Origin of the sequence: Rhodococcus sp. NPDC057014 (assembly GCF_042673295.1) — a bacterium.
Lineage (GTDB): Bacteria > Actinomycetota > Actinomycetes > Mycobacteriales > Mycobacteriaceae > Rhodococcus_F.
Window position 1 is genome coordinate 1 of sequence record NZ_JBHUSF010000018.1, and the last position, 15,530, is coordinate 15,530.

Sequence of the window (15,530 nt, forward strand, 5' to 3'; positions counted from 1 at the left end):
GTGGCTGCGCCACCCGTGAGTACTTCTTAACCGCCCGCGGTTAAGAAGTACTCACGGGTCGTTGGTCAAAGCGGCCACAGATCTCGAGTAACGTTCTCGGGTGACTGGTTCGTGAGGAAGGGTGCCGTGACGTCAACCGGGAGCATGGTGGGCCTGTTCGCCGGTATCGGCGGGCTCGAGTTGGGTCTGAGGGAGCACGGCTGGAACACCGAACTGCTCTGTGAGATCGACCCGGGCGCCCAGGCGGTTCTGCGTACCCGATTCACGGACGTCCCAGTGCATTCCGACGTCACCAAGCTGCGGTCCCTCCCCCAGGACATCGAACTCGTCGCCGCCGGATTCCCCTGCCAGGACCTCTCCCAGGCCGGCCGGACCGCGGGCATCACCGGTGCACGCTCCGGTCTCGTCGACGAAGTGTTCCGGTTGGTGAAGCGGAAGAAGGGCCCGCGCTGGCTCCTCATCGAGAACGTGCCGTTCATGCTGCAGCTGGGTCGCGGGGCGGCTATGAGGCACATCACGGACGCCCTCGCGGACCTCGGCTACACGTGGGCGTACCGGGTGGTCGACGCGCGCGCGTTCGGACTCCCCCAGCGCCGGCAGCGGGTACTGATGCTCGCCTCGCGGACCGAGGATCCCCGCGCGGTCCTGTTCGGTGAGGACGCCGGGGAACGCCCCGTCGACGACCCCACCGACTTCCCGTGCGGTTTCTACTGGACCGAGGGCACCCGCGGCCTCGGGTGGGCGGTCAACGCGGTGCCCACGCTCAAGGGTGGTTCGTCCGTCGGGATCGCGAGCCCGCCCGCCGTGCGACTGCCGTCGGGCGAGATCGTGACCCCGGGTCTCGTGGACGCCGAACGCCTGCAGGGCTTCGACCCCGACTGGACGGCGCCCGCCGCGCTGGTCCCCGGTCTGCGGAACAGTCATCGGTGGAAGCTCGTCGGCAACGCGGTGAGTGTGCGGATGGCGTCGTGGGTCGGGCGGCGGCTGCTCCAGCCGGCCGAGTACGAGCGGGGCATCGAAACGCCGATGAAGCCCGGCGACGCGTGGCCCGTCGCGGCGTGGGGCAGCAACCGTCAGGCCTTCCGCGTGCACACGTCGACGTGGCCGGTGCAGGAGCCGTACGAGGATCTCAGTGGCTTCCTCGAGGACACCCGGCTGCTGTCGGCGCGCGCGACCGCCGGGTTCCTGAAACGGGCCCGGATGGGCAATCTGCGTTTCGTGCCCGGTTTCATCGACGACGTCGAGAGCCACCTCGACCGCATGGGCGGCTTCCCCGAGGCCGCCGCGTAGCCGGACGGACCTGCGATGCCCGCCACCGACCCCGCGACCAGCGCCCGGATGCGGGCGCAGCGGCGGCGCGACACGGCACCCGAACTCGCGTTGCGCCGCGAACTGCATCGCCGCGGGGTCCGGTACTTCGTGGACCGGGCGCCGATGAAGGGCGTGCGGCGGCGCGCCGACCTGGTGTTTCCGCGACTCAAGGTGGCCGTGTACGTAGACGGGTGTTTCTGGCACAGCTGCCCGCAGCACGCGACGTTCCCGAAGAACAACGCGCAGTGGTGGGCCGACAAGCTCGCCGGGAACGTCACCCGCGACCGGGACACCGACTCGACGCTCACCGACGCCGGGTGGACGGTGGTGCGGATCTGGGAGCACGAGAATCCGGTGGTCGCCGCGGACCGGGTGCAGGCGGCCCTGCGCCGCTGACGGTGAAGGTGTTGCACTTCCCACCCCTTGGGGGTCTGGTCGCCGACGCCGGATCGGTGCAGGATGGTGTCATCAGCAACCGTTCGAACCACATTCGGAGGCGCATGATGATCCGCCGTATCGTCGCGGCGGCCTCCATTGCGATTGCAGGAGCGGCCGTCCCACTCGTCGGTCCGGTGCCCTATGCGGTGGCTGCCCCCGGCGACACGTACATCAGCAATCCCCCGGCCAATCCCGCGGACCAGGGTTTCTGCGAGGACCAGGCCGCCCTCGCGAACAATCTCTCCGCCAAGGGCGACTTCGCGCGAGCCGACGGAGTCGTGTCGGCCGCGAACATGAGCGGGTGCCGGATCTACACGTTCTCCAGCCCGTAACCGCTTGCCGTTCCGGCAACAGATTCTCGTGTCGGCGGTTCCGTCCCGTGAGGCACGTGACCCCGACGGGCGTCCCGTGACGATTCACGACACCGTCCTGCACGCGGTTCGCCGGGCCTGACGACGGTCTACCCTGTCGGGCACGATCTCCCCGATTCCCGTCATCGCGCTCACCCCGAACCGCTGAACTCGGCGGCGTGCGCCGACGCCCACTGCGCGAACGTGGTCGCCGGGCGTCCGGTGAGTTGCTCGACGAGGCGATTCGCCTGCTGAGGGGCGTCGACCAGGCCCGCCATCCCCTCCAGGTACCAGCGGGCGTACTCCCCCATCGCCGGTGTCAGGACCTCGACCGCCTCGTCCAACGGCACCTGCCGGTACTCGAGGTTCCGGCCGAGGGCGGCGCCCAGTTCCCGGACGAGGTCGGCGCGGGTGATCGTCTCGGGACCGGTGAGTTCGTACGACTTGCCGGCGTGCCCGCCGTCGAGGAGGGCGACGGCCGCGACCTCGGCGATGTCGTCCATGGCGATCGGCGCGTTCGCCGCGGTCGGGTAGGGCTCACGCACGGTGTCGCCTGCGGCGATCTGCGGTGCCAGGATTCCCGCGTTCTCCATGAACTCGCCGGGCCACAGGTGCGTCCAGTCGATACCCGACGCCTCGACGGCGCGTGCGACGTCTCCCCAATGGCCGTCGTGGGGGCCGGAGAGGTCGACGACGTGCCGCACTCCGGCCTGCTTCGCCAGGCGCAGTGCGTCCGGGGCGGTGTCGGGAGTCGGTGCGAGGTAGAGGGAATCGACGCCGTCGAACGCCGCGGGCAGACTGTCGAGTCTGCGGAGGTATCCCTCGACAACGGTGACCGAATCCGGAAGTTGCGCCTTGTCAGGATGATTCGTGAGGGCCCGGACGCCCGTCGCACCCCGCGCGAGCAGGTGGTCGACGAGCATTCGGCCGATGTTCCCGGTTGCCCCCGTCACGAGAATCGTCATGGCTGCACGCTACTACCGCGCCCGGGCACGTGAGTGGCAAAGTGTGCGCGGGCACGCTTTGCCACTCACATGGGGGGTCAGCTGGTCGGCGGGGCGGGGGTCGTGGACGGCGCCGGGGTCTCCGACGGCGTCGGCGTGGCGGGGGACGACGCGTCCGGGTTCTGCACCCCGGGCCTGAGCCGGTAGATGTGTTCCGGCGAGATGATCTCGGTGACGGCTCCCGCCAGCGCCGTGCTCGGTTCGCTGTCCTCGTAGGCGACGTCGGTGTTGAGCATGATCGCGACCGTGGTCTCCTTCTCGGGAAGGTACATGCACACCGTCTGGTAGCCGGGGAGGCTGCCGTTGTGCCCGATCCAGCCCGCGATGTCGAAGATGCCCAGACCGTAGCCGACGTCGGATGCCAGCCCCGGCGCGGTCACCGTCTCGAGCCGCTGCGCCTGCGTGGCCGGCTGCAGCAGTGTTCCGGTGGCCAGCGCGGGCGCCCAGATGCGCAGGTCGTCGAGGGTGGAGATCATGGCCCCTGCCGCCCATCCCCAGGACGGATTCCACTCGGTGGCGACGGCTTCCTTCTCGTCCAGGGTCTGCTCGGTGTAGCCCTGCGCGTGCGGTTCGGGGAAGGCGTTGGTGGTCGGGAAACTGGTGTCCGCCATCTTCAGCGGCTGGAGAATCTTCTGCGACACGTACTCCGGGAGCGGTAGTCCGCCGACCTTCTCGACGACGAGCCCCAGCAGGACCGTGTTCGTGTTCGAATACTCGAAACCCTGACCGGGCGGGAACGACGCGGGCTGCGTAAACGCGTAACCCAGCAGTTCTTGCGGCGTGAATGCCCGCATCGGATCGGAGAGCAACGCCTGCTGGAAGTCCTTGTTTGCCGTGTAGTTGGGCAGCCCGCTTTGCATCCGGGCGAGCTGACGCAGCGTGATCTGGTCACCCGCCGGCACGCCCTCCACGTATTTCGAGATCGGGTCGTCGAGGGCCACCTTGTCCTCGTCGACCAGTTGCAGCAGTGCCGTGACCGTGAACGTCTTTGTCACACTGCCGATCCGGTGATAGAAGTCGGTTTCCATCGGGGCGCCCGTCGACTTGTCGGCGACGCCGAACGCCTTCACGTAGTCACCGTCCGGCCCCCACACACCGACGATCGCACCCGGAATCGCCGCCATCGACATCGTCTTCTCGATCGCCTCGTCGAGCCGGTCCGCGACACCCGGGTCGATCTGGCCGGCGCCCGCCTCGGCCCCCGGCGATCCTGTCTGCGTCGTCGTCGAGGTCGCGGAGGTGCCCGTGGAGGAGGAGTCATCGGAGCACGCTGACGCCACCACCAGCAGCAATGCTGCCGCGACCGCCGCGAGGCCCCGTCGCCGATTCGTCTTGGTCACGACCTGAGCTGTCATCGTGCGGTCCCGTCGTCGAGGTGCCCCTCTCGGGAATTTACCCCGCGACCGCCGGGCGAATGTACCTTTCGGCGCTTCCGAGGCGACCGACGGTACGTTCGCCCTACGGCGCACTCTCGGTCGCGTATTCGGCCAGCAGCCGCTTCTCCTCGTCGCGGCGGGGGAAGAAGAAGAACACCACCAGCGCCCCGGCGCACACCACCAGGATCGCGGCGAGGTACGCGCGGTCGTCGCCGTCCAGGAAGGCGCTGCGGGCGGCCGCGATGATCTGCTCGGCGTACTGCGGATAGCGTTCCGCGAGCACCTCGGCGCTGGAGTACGACTTCGTGAGCGCCGCTTGGGTTTCCGCGTTGATCTGGCCGGCGTCCGGCGACGAGGCGATCGTGGCGGACAGCGACTTGGCGTAACCGGCGGTGAGCACCGCGCCGAGGATCGACTGCATGATCGCGCCACCGAGGTCGCGTTGCAGGTCGGACGTGCCCGACGCCATGCCGGCCCGCGACACCGGCACCGAACCGGTCAGCGACCGCGACGCCGGGGTTCCCGCGAATCCGACCCCGATACCGACGAACGCGTAGGCCAGTGCCACCCACCAGTACGTCGCGTTCTCGTCCCACCACACCAGCGCGACGACCAGTCCGAGGACGACGAACAGGTAACCCAGGAGCAGGGTGAACCGGGAGCCGTGCGATTCGATGAGTTTCGCGGAGCGGGGTGCGACGACGACCATCGCGACGGCGGCCGGGATGATCGCGGATCCGGCGGCGAGCGTGGAGTACCCGAGCACGTTCTGGAGGAACTGCTGCCCGATGAACATCGCTCCCATCAAGGCGCCGAACACGATCACCCCGCCGACGGCGGCCACCCAGAACGTCGGGCGGGCGGCGACGTGCAGATCGAACAGTGGGTGCGCCGCCCGCCGTTGCTGCAGGAAGAACGCGGCACCCGCGGCGAGGGCGATCAGGCCGAGACCGACGGCGAGTGCACCGGAGCCGTCCACCGGCGCGAAATTGATCGCGAGGATGAGGGCGGCGATGAAGACGACGGAGATGATGCCGCCGAGATTGTCGACGGGATCGGTCGTTTCGTTGACGTGGGCGGGCACCCACAGGATGGCGCTGACGAGGGCGAGACCGGCGAGCGGAAGAGTCACGAGGAACACCGAGCCCCAATGGAACTGCTCGAGGAGCGCCCCCGACACGATCGGTCCGAGCGAGGAGATCGCGCCCCCGAGAGCCGACCACAGTGCGATCGCCTTGGTGCGCGGCGGTCCCGACCACAGCGCGGTGATGATCGCGAGGGTGGTGGGGAACGCGAGCCCGGCGGAGACGCCGCCGAGAACTCGTGCGAGAAAAAGTATTTCGAAGTTCCCGGCGAAACCCGCGATCGCCGACGCCGGCAGTGACAGCGCCATGCCGAGCACCAGCATCTGCTTGCGCCCGTAGCGGTCGCCGAGCGCCCCGAGGTAGAGGACCGACGCGGCCAGCCCGAGGGAGTAGGCCACGGCGACGAGGTTCAGCTGCGTCTGACTCGCGTCGAATGCGCGGCCGATGTCGGGGAGCGCGACGTTCGCGACGGACAGGTTCAGGTTGGCGACGGCGGCGACGAGGATGAGGGTCGCGAGGGTCAGTGTGGCCCGGGCCGGCGCCTGCGTCGATTCGGTTCGAGTCACGGTCTGCTCCCGGGGTTCTGGTCTCCTCGTGCGCCGGGGCCGGTCGAGTCGGCCACCGGTTCGGGCGTCGACGCGAGCAACGATGCCGCGAGCGGGAAGAGGAGGACGGTGATCGCACCCGCCGCGACGAGCACGGAGGCGTTGGCGGACGTCATGTCGCCCGAGTCGACGGCCACTCCCGTGACGGCGACGATCAGCGGCAGACCGGTTCCCGCGTACAGCGCAAGCTGGGTGCGTTCGCGGACGGTGAAGGGTGGGTCCGTGCCCTTGAGGCCCCGGTCGAATCTCCCCGCGACGTAGACCGGTCCCGACCGCACCAGCAGGATCAGCAGGACGAACGCGATCAGGACGCCGGGTTCGGACGCCACCGCGGCGACGTCGATGGCCATGCCCGACGTCACGAAGAAGATGGGGATCAGGAAACCGAACGCGAGGCCGTCGAGTTTGGTTTCGAGTGTTTCGTCGCCTTCGGGGGTGGCGCGCCGCAGGATGAATCCCGCCGCGAATGCTCCGAGAATGGTGTCGAGGCCGAACTCCGCCGCGAGCACGGTGAGGGCGACGAGGAGCAGCATCGTCAGCCGGACCGTGGTCTGCGACGTCGTCTCCGACCCGGACCGGATGATCGCGGTGATCCGGGAGCCCTCCCGTCGCACGCGGGCGGGGATGAACGCGACCAGCACCGCCGCGGCCGTGAACAGCCCGAGGACCACGATGGACGCCACCGACCCACGGGACCCGAGCAGCACCGCCATCGCGACGACGGGACCGAGTTCGCCGAACGCGCCATGATTGAGGATGGTCCTGCCCAGCCGGGTATCGAGTCCGCCCGCGTCCCGGAGGATCGGCAGGAGCGTGCCGAGCGCGGTCGACGTCATGGCGATGGCGACCGCCGTGCCCGCGTCGACGACGTGGGCCAGACTCAGCAGCGACACGACGGTGAACGCCAGCGCCAGCGAGATCAGCCACGTCAGCAGCGCCCGCCTGCCGCCGCGACCGGTGATCTCGGCCGTGTCGATCTCGTAGCCGGCCAGCAGGAACAGCAGTCCCAGCCCCAGGTCGCGCAGCAGGTCGATCTCGCTGCCCGCGACCGCGAGGTCGAAGACGTGCGGGCCGACGACGATCCCGGCGACGAGCAGGAGCACGACCTCGGGCACCAGCTTGCGGGGGAACAGCCCGGCGAGCAGCGGGGCGATCACGGCGCACGCCACGATCCAGAAAAGCGAGGCTCCCACGGAAGGCATGCATCACCCGTCTCTCGAACCACCCGGCACCGGCACTGCGCTCGAGCCTCACAGAACCCGGACCCCGGGTCATCATCCGTAAGGGATGAACGGCGCCGCGCGGAATCACCCGTCGTGGATGATGCGCACCCCCGGGCCGGTCGCGATCATCGACACCAGGGCACCCCAGCGCAGGGAGAGAAGATGTCGATTTCAGCTGAAGATGTCGGTCCGGTCGCGTTCCTGTTTCTCACCTTTCCGGGTGAGCGGGCCGATCCCGCAGTGATCGACACGTTCCGCGAGGTGGTCGCCCAGGGCGTGATCACCATCCTCGATCTCGTGTTCGTCTCCAAGGGGGCCGACGGCACACTGCGCCAGGTGGAGGTGGACGAGGACCTCGACAGCATCGGACTCGCCGCCCTGTCCCTCGAAGCCAAGGCGCTGATCAGCGACGAGGATCTCGAGGTGGTGCGCGAATCACTGGAGCCGGGCACGTCGGCTGTGGCACTCGTGTACGAGCAGACGTGGGCGCGCAAGCTCGCCGCCGCATCCCGGCACGCCGGCGGCGAGGTCGCTCTCCACCTGCACATCCCGCGCGAGGTGGTCGAGGCGGCCATCGCCGCCGCGGTCTGACGGTCACGAACGGAAACGGAGCAACGACATGGTTTTCAGGGGTCCACGCCGTATGGGACGCCCCGGGCTGCTCGGCACGGTGGCCCGGACTGCGGTCATCACCGGCACCGCGCGGGCGACGTCGAACGCGATGAACCGGCGCGCCGCCAACAAGGAGGCGGAGCAGCAGGCTCGGATCGACGAGGCGGCGCAGCAGCAGTACGCGGAACAGCAAGCAGCACAACAGCAGGCGCCTCCGCCACCACCGGCACCCGCGGGCGGCGACGACCTGGTGTCCCGCCTCCAGGAACTCGCCCGTTTGAAGGACGCCGGCGTGCTCACGGACGAGGAGTTCGCCGCAGCGAAGGCGAAGCTGCTCGCGTCCTGACGCGGCGGTGCCGAATCCTCAGTAGAACTCGACGGTGTCGACGCGATTGATCAGTTCCTCGCCGTCGAGGAAGCGGGTGGCGTTGCGCGCGAACAGTTCCGCGATGAGACGGTCCTCCGCGGGATTCAATGCCGCGGTGTGCGGGCTGACCAGCACGTTCGGGTGAGTCCACAGCGGGCTTGTCGACGCGAGGGGCTCGGACGCGAACACGTCCAGCGCGGCGAATCCGACGCGTCCGTCCTCGATCGCCGCGGTCATGGCGACCTCGTCGACGACGGTGCCGCGGCCGACGCTCACCACCGTCACACCGGGCTTGACGGCGCCGAATACCTTTGCGCTGACGAGGCCTTCGGTGGCACTGGTTCCGGGAAGCGTCACGACGATGCCGTCCGCATCGCCGACCACGTCCGCCAGGCGGTCGGGGTGCACGATCTCGTCGACGCCCTCGACCGCGGTGTCGCGCCTGCTCGTTCCCACGACGGTCGCGCCGAGGGCCTTCAGCTTCAGTGCCGTCGCCCGGCCGATGCTGCCCAGCCCGACGATGACGATGCGCTGCCCGGACACGGTTCCCATGGCCCACCGGCCGCTCCACGCCTTGTCGCGCTGCTGGGCGAGTAGCCGCGGGAGGGTCTTGGCGCCGGCCAGCAGTCCGAAGACGGCGAACTCGGCGAGCGGTTCCGCGTGCACGCCGGCGGATGTGCTGAATGCGATGCGGTGGAGTTGCTCGTCGGTGAGTCCGGCCGCCTTCACCTGGGCGCCGCCGCCGGCCGGCATCGTGTGCACCCAGCGGAGGCCGGGGTTGACCCGCGCCGTTCTCGTCAGCGCCGCGGGAGTCTCGTCGGGTACGCCGTAGAGGGCCTGCGCCGAATCGACCAGGTCGTCGAAGGCCTTCTGCTGCTCCGCGGTCCGGGTGAACGACGGGTCGCCGGAGTGATCACCCGGAAATCGGGAGGGCGGCAGCAGCTCCTGCTCGCGGATGAAGTCGATGCGCGGCTCCGCCCGGGTGACGAGGTCGATGAGTTCTTCGCTGACGGGGGTCGCGGCGACTACGCGGAGTCGCCGCTCGTGCGGCTTCGGGTCGTGTGCACTCACTGCGGATTCCTTCGGTACAGGACCAACTCTGGCCATATGTTCAGAATAAAAACTCTGCACTAATCATGTGATTCAGTCAACACTTCCAATTACGTATGACAAATAGCTCGTTGCGCGGTAGGGTCCTCGCCATGCCAGTGACCTGGGTCACTGCACCGACCTGTTTGTGACCGCGATGAACGTGGTCCCGTCCCACAACGGAGCAGAAGATGTCGCCAGAATCGAAAATGCCGGAAGGCAGTGGATCCACCCGACCGGTGCGCGCCTCGGACGACCCGGACTATGCCGCGAACCTCAAACGCGCGACGCTCGCCAGTTCCATCGGCAGCGCACTCGAGTACTACGACTTCGCCCTGTACGGCCTGGCGTCGGCGCTGATCTTCGGTGAGCTGTTCTTCCCCGCGATGGGCGCGTCGGCCGCGCTGATGGCCAGTTTCGGCACGTACGCCGTCGGATTCCTGGCCCGCCCCCTCGGCGGTCTGTTCTTCGGCGCCCTCGGCGACCGCATGGGACGCAAGGCCGTCCTGATGATCACGATCGCGATCATGGGCGGTGCGAGCACCCTGATTGGCGTGCTGCCCACCGGCGCCCAGGTGGGCATCTGGGCGCCGATCTTGCTGGTCGCACTGCGACTGTTGCAGGGCTTCGGCGCCGGCGCCGAACAGGCCGGTGCCACGACACTCATGGCGGAGTACTCGCCCACCCCGCGACGCGGCTTCTTCTCCGCACTCCCGTTCGTCGGGATCATGGTGGGCACCCTGATGGCGTCGGGGGTCTTCGCGATCCTCGGTCAGATCGATCGTGAACTGCTCCTCGCCTGGGTGTGGCGGGTGCCGTTCCTGGCGTCCGTCTTCCTCATCGCGGTCGCCGTATTCATCCGGCTCCGCATGCAGGAGAGCCCCACGTTCATCAAGCTGGAGAAGCAGGATCAAATCAGCGAGAGCCCGTTCCGGGAACTGATCGGCAGTTCGATGCCCAGCGTCCTCCGCGGCATCGGCCTGCGGATGGCCGAGAACGGCGGCTCGTACATCTTCCAGACCCTCGGCATCAGCTACGTGACGACGGTGGTGGGTGTCAGCAAGTCGATCGGACCGCTCGCCATCGCCTGCGGCGCCGCGATCGGCATGCTCGTCATCCCGTTCTCGGGCGCGCTGTCGGACCGCTTCGGCCGGATGCGGGTGTACCGGTTCGGTGCGGCGTTGCAGCTCGTCCTCGCCGTCCCGTCGTGGTGGCTGCTCTCGCTCGGCAACCCCTACCTCGTGGTCGCGACCCTCGCGGTCAGCTACGGGATCGGCGTCAACGTGATGCTCGGCGCGCAGTGCGCCGCCCTGCCGGAGCTGTTCGGAAACCGTCACCGCTACATCGGCGTCGCGGTCGCCCGGGAGACGAGCGCAATCCTCGCCGGCGGCATCGCACCCTTCGTCGGCGCCCTGCTGCTGTCGCTGATGAACAACTCGTGGGTGCCGCTCGCGATCTACGTGCTGGTCCTCAGCGTCATCACGTTCGCCACGACATTCGTGACACCCGAAACCCGTGGCCGCGACCTCGGGCTCGCGTGGGATGCGATGGCCGATCCGGTGCACGGACCGGATGCCGTTGCCCCGTCCAAGGATCGGGTCGGCGCATGAGGCTGGCCCGCATCGCGACCGATTCGGGACCGCGGCCGGTGTGCCTGCGGGACGGTCGCTGGCACGAGGTCGCCGACCCATTCGTGGACACCGTGACGTTCACCGGACCCGCACACGACGTCGACGGGGCGCGCCTGCTCGCGCCTGCCGAACCGCGGGTCCTGCTCGGGATGGCGCACAACGGCGCACCCGGAGATCGCGACCTCCCGTTGCAGGCGTTCATGAAGTCGGCGCGCACGGTGATCGGCCCCGAAGATCCGATCGTCGTCGACGAACGGCTGGGGAAGGTCGTCGCGGAGGGCGAGCTGGCCGTCGTCATCCGGCGCACGTGCCGCAACCTGCGCCCCGAGGACGTCCCGTCCGCGATCCTCGGCTACACGATCGGCAACGACGTCACCGCCGTCGATCAGATCGCGTTGGACGACAAGCTCACCCAGGCCAAACACGGTGACGGTTTCACCCCTCTGGGGCCGTGGATCGAAACCGAACTCGACCCCGGCGACGTTCCGATCACCGTGCGCGTCAACGGGGTCATCGTGGCGGAGGCGTCCACGGAGCAGCTCGCCTGGAACGTGTCCGAGCAGCTGGTCCATCTCACCCGGTATCTGACGCTGGGGCCCGGAGACGTCGTGCTCACGGGGTGCCCGTTGACGTCGGGCCCGGTCGGACCGGGCGACCGCGCCGAGATCACGCTCGGCGGAATCGGCACGCTGAGCAATCCGGTGGGTGCGACGTGAACCTCTTCGATCTGTCCGGGCGCATCGCCCTGGTCACCGGTTCGAGCCGCGGAATCGGCTACGCACTCGCGCGGGGCCTGGCCGGGGCGGGAGCCACGATCGTGCTCAACGGGGTGTCGCCCGGGCGTCTCGCGCAGGCCCGCGAGCAGCTCGGCGCGGAGTTCGGCGAGAACCGGGTCCACGCGTACGCGTTCGACGTCACCGATCCCGAGCGGGTGACCGAGTCCGTCGAGCGGATCGAGTCGGAGGTCGGGCCGATCGAGATCCTGGTGAACAACGCTGCCCTGCAACACCGCCAGCCGCTCCTCGACGTCACGCTCGAGGACTGGAACAGGGTGCTCACCACCGATCTCACCAGCGCCTTCCTCGTCGGGCGTGCGGTCGCCCGGTTCCAGATCGGCCGTGGGAGCGGGAAGATCGTCAACGTCTGCTCGGTGCAGAGCGACCTGGCCCGGCCCACCATCGCGCCGTACACCGCCGCGAAGGGCGGTTTGCGGAATCTGACCCGCGCGATGACGGCGGAGTGGGCCCGCTCCGGGCTGCAGATCAACGGCCTCGCGCCCGGCTACATCCACACCGAGATGACGCAGGCCCTCGTCGACGACACGCAGTTCGACGCCTGGCTCCGCGGCCGCGCGCCGGCGGGCCGGTGGGGCACCCCGGACGACCTCGTGGGTCCGGCGGTGTGGCTGGCGTCGGATGCCTCCCGGTACGTCAACGGTCAGGTGATCTTCGTCGACGGCGGGATGACGTCGGTGGTGTGAGGAGTCACCGGCCGACAGCGGCGGCGGGTTCGGTCTGCACGTCCCCGAAGGAGCGGCGGGTGTGCCGGACGAGTTCGCGGAGCGCGGGACCCCCGAGGCTCTTCCAGACCAGCGCGAGCACGGCCGGGATGTCGACGCCGTCGAGGGCGACGGCCGTCAACCGTCCCCGGTAGTCCGTGGCCATCGACTCGCTGAGGATCGCGACCCCCAGCCCGCGGATCGCGAGGTCGGCGACGGCGTCGGGTGCGCTCGCCTGCAGGGCGATGTCGGTGCGGAGGCCTGCGGCCGCACACGCCTCGTCGAACACCGTCCGGATGCCCGTTCCGGTCGGCATACATACGATCGCATGGTCGCCGAGTTCGGCCAGCGTGACTCGCGACTGCCCCGCCAGCGGATGATCCGGCGACACCGCGGCGACCAGCCCCTCGCTGATGATCGGGAAGGCGTCCAGCCCCTTCGGCGGGGCGGTCGAGGTGGCGACGAGAGCGAGATCGATCCCACCGGCGCGGACGCGTTCGACGAGGCGGTCGGAGCTGTCCTCCGTCAGCGTGATCTCGATCCCGGGGTGGGCGACGTGGAACGCGGACAGCGCGTCGAACAGCGGCTCGATGGTGCACGCGGTGACCATCCCGACGACGAGCCTGCCCCGGATCAGTTGGTTCACGTCGTCGACGGCCTGCCGCATCGCGTCGGCCGACGCGAGTGCCGCGCGGGCGTGCAGCAGCGCCGCTTCCCCCGCCGCCGTGAGCGTCGCCGTCCTGCTGGAGCGGTCGATCAGTGTGGCGCCGAGATCGTGCTCGAGCTGCCGGATCTGCGCGCTGATCCCCGACTGGCTGATGTGGACTCGTTCCGCGGCGCGGGTGAAGTTCGCTTCCTCGGCGACCGCGACGAAGTACTCCAGCTGCCTCAGTTCCATAACCAATGATTCTAGTATTCAGCAGAACTATCTGTTGGACTTCCGGTTGCGTCGGCACCACCCTGGAAAGGGACAGCCCAATCCATCCACGAAAGGATTCCCGGTGACCGACTACGAGAAGGCCCAGAACCCCGAAGACCTCACCCGACTGTTCGTCGAGCGCAGCAACGCGGGCGACGCGGCCGGAGTCGCCGCCCTGTACGAGGAGAACGCCGTCATGGCGTACCCGCCCGGCAGCCGGACGGTCGGCCGGGCCGCCATCCGGAAGCTGTGGGAGTCGGTGCTCGCGAACGCGCCGCACTTCGAACCGGAGACGCCGCTCCCCACCCTGATCAGTGACGACATCGCGCTCACGTCCACCCCGCCGAAGGACGGATCCGGCGCGCGGGCGCAGGTCGTCCGCAGGCAGCCGGACGGAACCTGGCTCCGGCTCCTCGACCAGCCGGAATTCGTCCCGCCCACCAGCTGAGCCGGCCTCTACACGGCATGAACTTCGTTGTCCACCATTGCATCTGCATTCGGATCGGTGGGATCATAGGGGTCATGCGCAGACCGCGTTGGCCGGCAGTAGCACCACCCACCACCGGAGGACATCGGGTCCACGGCCCCCTGATCCTCACGGCCGAAGACCACCTCACGCTCGAGCTGTTCGAGATCGTGGCGTTCCCGGACGGCCTCCAGCTCCGGATGGCACTGACCGCGACGGGCAGGCCCGCGGAGCTGGCGCAGTACGAGACCCGCTCGCTGTCCGATCCCGACGATCCCTCGACGCGGTGGTCCTACCTGTCGGTGCGGGCGCGCGTCGACGACATCGAGGGCGAGGCCGACCCGTACCATCCGGCGGCGGCGTCGAAGCCGTGCGGGAGCGGGCCGCCCGAGTACCGGACCGAGCCGCACTACTGGCTCGACGCGATCCCCGCGTCGGGCTTCATCTCGGTCACCGCCGGCTGGCCGCGGATCGGCCTCGGTGCGACGACCACCACCATCGGCCTCGAATCGAGCACGCGAACGTCGTGACCGTCAGGTGCAGCAGTGGGGGTCGAGGACGACCCGCAGTGCGTCGAGGGCATCCGGTCGAGCGCCGTAGAAGACGTTCATGCCGCGGCGCACGGCCTGAACCATTCCCGCCTTCTTCAGCTGGCCGAGGTGGTGACTGACGGTCGATTCGGACAGTCCCACGCCGGTCGCGAGATCGCACGTGCACACCTCGCCGTCGCTCGCGGTCAGCAGGATCGACATCAGCTTGATCCGGACCGGGTCGGCCAGTGCCTTGAGGCGGAGCGCGAGGTGCAGGGCGGCCTCGTCGGTCATCGGGGCGGCCGAGACGGGCGCGCAGCAGATCGGCGCGGACACATCGAGAACCGGCAGCGTCTTGGGCATGAGTTCATGATCCCACCTTCTTGACTTATGTCAAAAAGGTGGGATTCTGTGAAGGCAAGTAATTCGACATATGTCACACAGGTGGAGGTTGTCATGTCCCGCGCCCAACTCGCCCTCAACGTTGACGATCTGGAGGAGGCAGTCACGTTCTACTCGAAACTGTTCGACACCCGGCCCGCGAAACTGAAGCCGGGATACGCCAACTTCGCCATCGCGCAGCCACCCCTGAAACTGGTGCTGCTCGAGAACCCCGGCAAGGGCGGCACCGTCAATCACCTCGGCGTCGAGGTCGAATCGAGCGCCGAAGTCCACGAGGAGATCACCCGGCTGACCGCGGAGGGCCTCTTCACCGACGAGGAGATCGGCACCACCTGCTGCTTCGCCACCCAGGACAAGGTGTGGGTCACCGGTCCCGCCGGCGAGAAGTGGGAGGTCTACACCGTCCTCGCCGACTCCGACACGTTCGGGTCGAGCCCCCGGCACCTCGACCCCGATGCCGAGGGGGCCACCTGCTGCTGACCGACAGAGAGAAACCCCGCCATCTGCATCACTGCAGTCGACGGGGCTTCTTTGTGCGCCCGAAGGGATTCGAACCCCTAACCTCTTGATCCGTAGTCAAGTGCTCTATCCGTTGAGCTACGGGCGCGTGCTTTTCAGTTGTCT

Annotated in this window: 18 protein-coding genes and 1 tRNA gene; 11 read left to right on the forward strand and 8 right to left on the reverse strand. The window is 68.7% G+C overall.

What is annotated here, in order from left to right; translation table 11 throughout:
* Window positions 1-144 precede the first annotated feature (144 nt).
* The 3 genes from ACFTZB_RS06085 to ACFTZB_RS06095 all read left to right on the forward strand — a co-directional run bounded on the left by ACFTZB_RS06085 (window position 145) and on the right by ACFTZB_RS06095 (window position 2,081).
* A complete protein-coding gene (locus ACFTZB_RS06085) occupies window positions 145-1,290 on the forward strand; it encodes a DNA cytosine methyltransferase (RefSeq protein WP_378430619.1) in 1,146 nt (381 codons plus the stop codon).
* Window positions 1,291-1,305: 15 nt separating this feature from the next.
* Window positions 1,306-1,707 carry a very short patch repair endonuclease gene (locus ACFTZB_RS06090; protein ID WP_378430569.1) on the forward strand — a complete coding sequence of 134 codons (402 nt, stop codon included), beginning with the start codon at window positions 1,306-1,308 and terminating at the stop codon, window positions 1,705-1,707.
* A gap of 104 nt (window positions 1,708-1,811) precedes the next feature.
* Window positions 1,812-2,081 carry a hypothetical protein gene (locus ACFTZB_RS06095; RefSeq protein WP_378430570.1) on the forward strand — a complete coding sequence of 90 codons (270 nt, stop codon included), beginning with the start codon at window positions 1,812-1,814 and terminating at the stop codon, window positions 2,079-2,081.
* Window positions 2,082-2,251: 170 nt separating this feature from the next.
* Here the strand turns inward: ACFTZB_RS06095 and ACFTZB_RS06100 are convergent, their stop codons facing one another.
* The 4 genes from ACFTZB_RS06100 to ACFTZB_RS06115 all read right to left on the reverse strand — a co-directional run bounded on the left by ACFTZB_RS06100 (window position 2,252) and on the right by ACFTZB_RS06115 (window position 7,371).
* Complete coding sequence (locus ACFTZB_RS06100; protein WP_378430571.1) at window positions 2,252-3,064, reverse strand: NAD(P)H-binding protein; 813 nt, start codon at window positions 3,062-3,064, stop codon at window positions 2,252-2,254.
* Window positions 3,065-3,141: 77 nt separating this feature from the next.
* Complete coding sequence (locus ACFTZB_RS06105) at window positions 3,142-4,458, reverse strand: serine hydrolase domain-containing protein (RefSeq protein ID WP_378430572.1); 1,317 nt, start codon at window positions 4,456-4,458, stop codon at window positions 3,142-3,144.
* A gap of 103 nt (window positions 4,459-4,561) precedes the next feature.
* The gene (locus ACFTZB_RS06110) at window positions 4,562-6,130 is read right to left on the reverse strand and encodes an MFS transporter (RefSeq protein WP_378430573.1); all 1,569 of its coding nucleotides are present in this window, start codon (window positions 6,128-6,130) and stop codon (window positions 4,562-4,564) included.
* The gene (locus ACFTZB_RS06115; RefSeq protein WP_378430574.1) at window positions 6,127-7,371 is read right to left on the reverse strand and encodes a cation:proton antiporter; all 1,245 of its coding nucleotides are present in this window, start codon (window positions 7,369-7,371) and stop codon (window positions 6,127-6,129) included. The genes ACFTZB_RS06110 and ACFTZB_RS06115 overlap by 4 nt, the downstream gene beginning before the upstream one ends.
* Window positions 7,372-7,554: 183 nt before the next feature.
* On the opposite strand from ACFTZB_RS06115, the gene ACFTZB_RS06120 reads away from it, so the two are divergent.
* Window positions 7,555-7,983 carry a DUF6325 family protein gene (locus tag ACFTZB_RS06120; protein ID WP_378430575.1) on the forward strand — a complete coding sequence of 143 codons (429 nt, stop codon included), beginning with the start codon at window positions 7,555-7,557 and terminating at the stop codon, window positions 7,981-7,983.
* A 28-nt stretch (window positions 7,984-8,011) separates the two neighbouring features.
* On the forward strand, window positions 8,012-8,350 hold the full coding sequence (locus tag ACFTZB_RS06125; RefSeq protein WP_378430576.1) for an SHOCT domain-containing protein: 339 nt from the start codon (window positions 8,012-8,014) through the stop codon (window positions 8,348-8,350).
* Between the two features lie 18 nt (window positions 8,351-8,368).
* Here ACFTZB_RS06125 and ACFTZB_RS06130 read toward each other — a convergent pair whose 3' ends face one another.
* The gene (locus ACFTZB_RS06130; RefSeq protein WP_378430577.1) at window positions 8,369-9,442 is read right to left on the reverse strand and encodes a D-2-hydroxyacid dehydrogenase; all 1,074 of its coding nucleotides are present in this window, start codon (window positions 9,440-9,442) and stop codon (window positions 8,369-8,371) included.
* A 227-nt stretch (window positions 9,443-9,669) separates the two neighbouring features.
* Between ACFTZB_RS06130 and ACFTZB_RS06135 the strand changes: the two genes are divergently transcribed.
* The 3 genes from ACFTZB_RS06135 to ACFTZB_RS06145 are packed head-to-tail and all read left to right on the forward strand — an operon-like array spanning window position 9,670 to window position 12,571.
* On the forward strand, window positions 9,670-11,070 hold the full coding sequence (locus ACFTZB_RS06135; RefSeq protein ID WP_378430620.1) for an MFS transporter: 1,401 nt from the start codon (window positions 9,670-9,672) through the stop codon (window positions 11,068-11,070).
* Window positions 11,067-11,807 (forward strand): fumarylacetoacetate hydrolase family protein, encoded by a 741-nt coding sequence (locus ACFTZB_RS06140; protein ID WP_378430578.1) that lies wholly within the window; start codon window positions 11,067-11,069, stop codon window positions 11,805-11,807. Before ACFTZB_RS06135 ends, ACFTZB_RS06140 begins: the two co-directional genes overlap by 4 nt.
* Entirely contained in the window at window positions 11,804-12,571 is a 768-nt protein-coding gene (locus ACFTZB_RS06145; protein ID WP_378430579.1) for an SDR family oxidoreductase, read from the forward strand. Before ACFTZB_RS06140 ends, ACFTZB_RS06145 begins: the two co-directional genes overlap by 4 nt.
* A gap of 4 nt (window positions 12,572-12,575) precedes the next feature.
* On the opposite strand, the gene ACFTZB_RS06150 is transcribed toward ACFTZB_RS06145, so the two are convergent.
* A complete protein-coding gene (locus tag ACFTZB_RS06150) occupies window positions 12,576-13,487 on the reverse strand; it encodes a LysR family transcriptional regulator (RefSeq protein WP_378430580.1) in 912 nt (303 codons plus the stop codon).
* A 103-nt stretch (window positions 13,488-13,590) separates the two neighbouring features.
* Between ACFTZB_RS06150 and ACFTZB_RS06155 the strand changes: the two genes are divergently transcribed.
* Window positions 13,591-13,956, forward strand: coding sequence for a nuclear transport factor 2 family protein (locus tag ACFTZB_RS06155; RefSeq protein ID WP_087561567.1), 366 nt, complete (start codon window positions 13,591-13,593; stop codon window positions 13,954-13,956).
* Between the two features lie 74 nt (window positions 13,957-14,030).
* The gene (locus ACFTZB_RS06160) at window positions 14,031-14,504 is read left to right on the forward strand and encodes a hypothetical protein (RefSeq protein ID WP_378430581.1); all 474 of its coding nucleotides are present in this window, start codon (window positions 14,031-14,033) and stop codon (window positions 14,502-14,504) included.
* 3 nt (window positions 14,505-14,507) lie between these two features.
* Here the strand turns inward: ACFTZB_RS06160 and ACFTZB_RS06165 are convergent, their stop codons facing one another.
* Window positions 14,508-14,867: an Rv2640c family ArsR-like transcriptional regulator gene (locus tag ACFTZB_RS06165; RefSeq protein ID WP_378430582.1), complete on the reverse strand. Its 360-nt coding sequence runs from the start codon at window positions 14,865-14,867 to the stop codon at window positions 14,508-14,510.
* Window positions 14,868-14,960: 93 nt separating this feature from the next.
* Here ACFTZB_RS06165 and ACFTZB_RS06170 point away from each other — a divergent pair, with 93 nt between their 5' ends.
* On the forward strand, window positions 14,961-15,386 hold the full coding sequence (locus tag ACFTZB_RS06170) for an ArsI/CadI family heavy metal resistance metalloenzyme (protein WP_378430583.1): 426 nt from the start codon (window positions 14,961-14,963) through the stop codon (window positions 15,384-15,386).
* A 54-nt stretch (window positions 15,387-15,440) separates the two neighbouring features.
* On the opposite strand, the gene ACFTZB_RS06175 is transcribed toward ACFTZB_RS06170, so the two are convergent.
* Window positions 15,441-15,513, reverse strand: a tRNA-Arg gene (locus ACFTZB_RS06175).
* Window positions 15,514-15,530 lie beyond the last annotated feature (17 nt).

Excerpts from the sequence above, each read along its gene's own strand:
- ACFTZB_RS06115 (WP_378430574.1), bottom strand. The coding sequence starts at position 7,371 with ATGCCTTCCGTGGGAGCCTCGCTTTTCTGGATCGTGGCGTGCGCCGTG.
- ACFTZB_RS06125 (WP_378430576.1), top strand. The coding sequence starts at position 8,012 with ATGGTTTTCAGGGGTCCACGCCGTATGGGACGCCCCGGGCTGCTCGGC.
- ACFTZB_RS06100 (WP_378430571.1), bottom strand. The coding sequence starts at position 3,064 with ATGACGATTCTCGTGACGGGGGCAACCGGGAACATCGGCCGAATGCTC.
- ACFTZB_RS06095 (WP_378430570.1), top strand. The coding sequence starts at position 1,812 with ATGATGATCCGCCGTATCGTCGCGGCGGCCTCCATTGCGATTGCAGGA.
- ACFTZB_RS06150 (WP_378430580.1), bottom strand. The coding sequence starts at position 13,487 with ATGGAACTGAGGCAGCTGGAGTACTTCGTCGCGGTCGCCGAGGAAGCG.
- ACFTZB_RS06140 (WP_378430578.1), top strand. The coding sequence starts at position 11,067 with ATGAGGCTGGCCCGCATCGCGACCGATTCGGGACCGCGGCCGGTGTGC.
- ACFTZB_RS06120 (WP_378430575.1), top strand. The coding sequence starts at position 7,555 with ATGTCGATTTCAGCTGAAGATGTCGGTCCGGTCGCGTTCCTGTTTCTC.
- ACFTZB_RS06170 (WP_378430583.1), top strand. The coding sequence starts at position 14,961 with ATGTCCCGCGCCCAACTCGCCCTCAACGTTGACGATCTGGAGGAGGCA.
- ACFTZB_RS06160 (WP_378430581.1), top strand. The coding sequence starts at position 14,031 with ATGCGCAGACCGCGTTGGCCGGCAGTAGCACCACCCACCACCGGAGGA.
- ACFTZB_RS06085 (WP_378430619.1), top strand. The coding sequence starts at position 145 with ATGGTGGGCCTGTTCGCCGGTATCGGCGGGCTCGAGTTGGGTCTGAGG.
- ACFTZB_RS06105 (WP_378430572.1), bottom strand. The coding sequence starts at position 4,458 with ATGACAGCTCAGGTCGTGACCAAGACGAATCGGCGACGGGGCCTCGCG.
- ACFTZB_RS06090 (WP_378430569.1), top strand. The coding sequence starts at position 1,306 with ATGCCCGCCACCGACCCCGCGACCAGCGCCCGGATGCGGGCGCAGCGG.
- ACFTZB_RS06165 (WP_378430582.1), bottom strand. The coding sequence starts at position 14,867 with ATGCCCAAGACGCTGCCGGTTCTCGATGTGTCCGCGCCGATCTGCTGC.
- ACFTZB_RS06135 (WP_378430620.1), top strand. The coding sequence starts at position 9,670 with ATGCCGGAAGGCAGTGGATCCACCCGACCGGTGCGCGCCTCGGACGAC.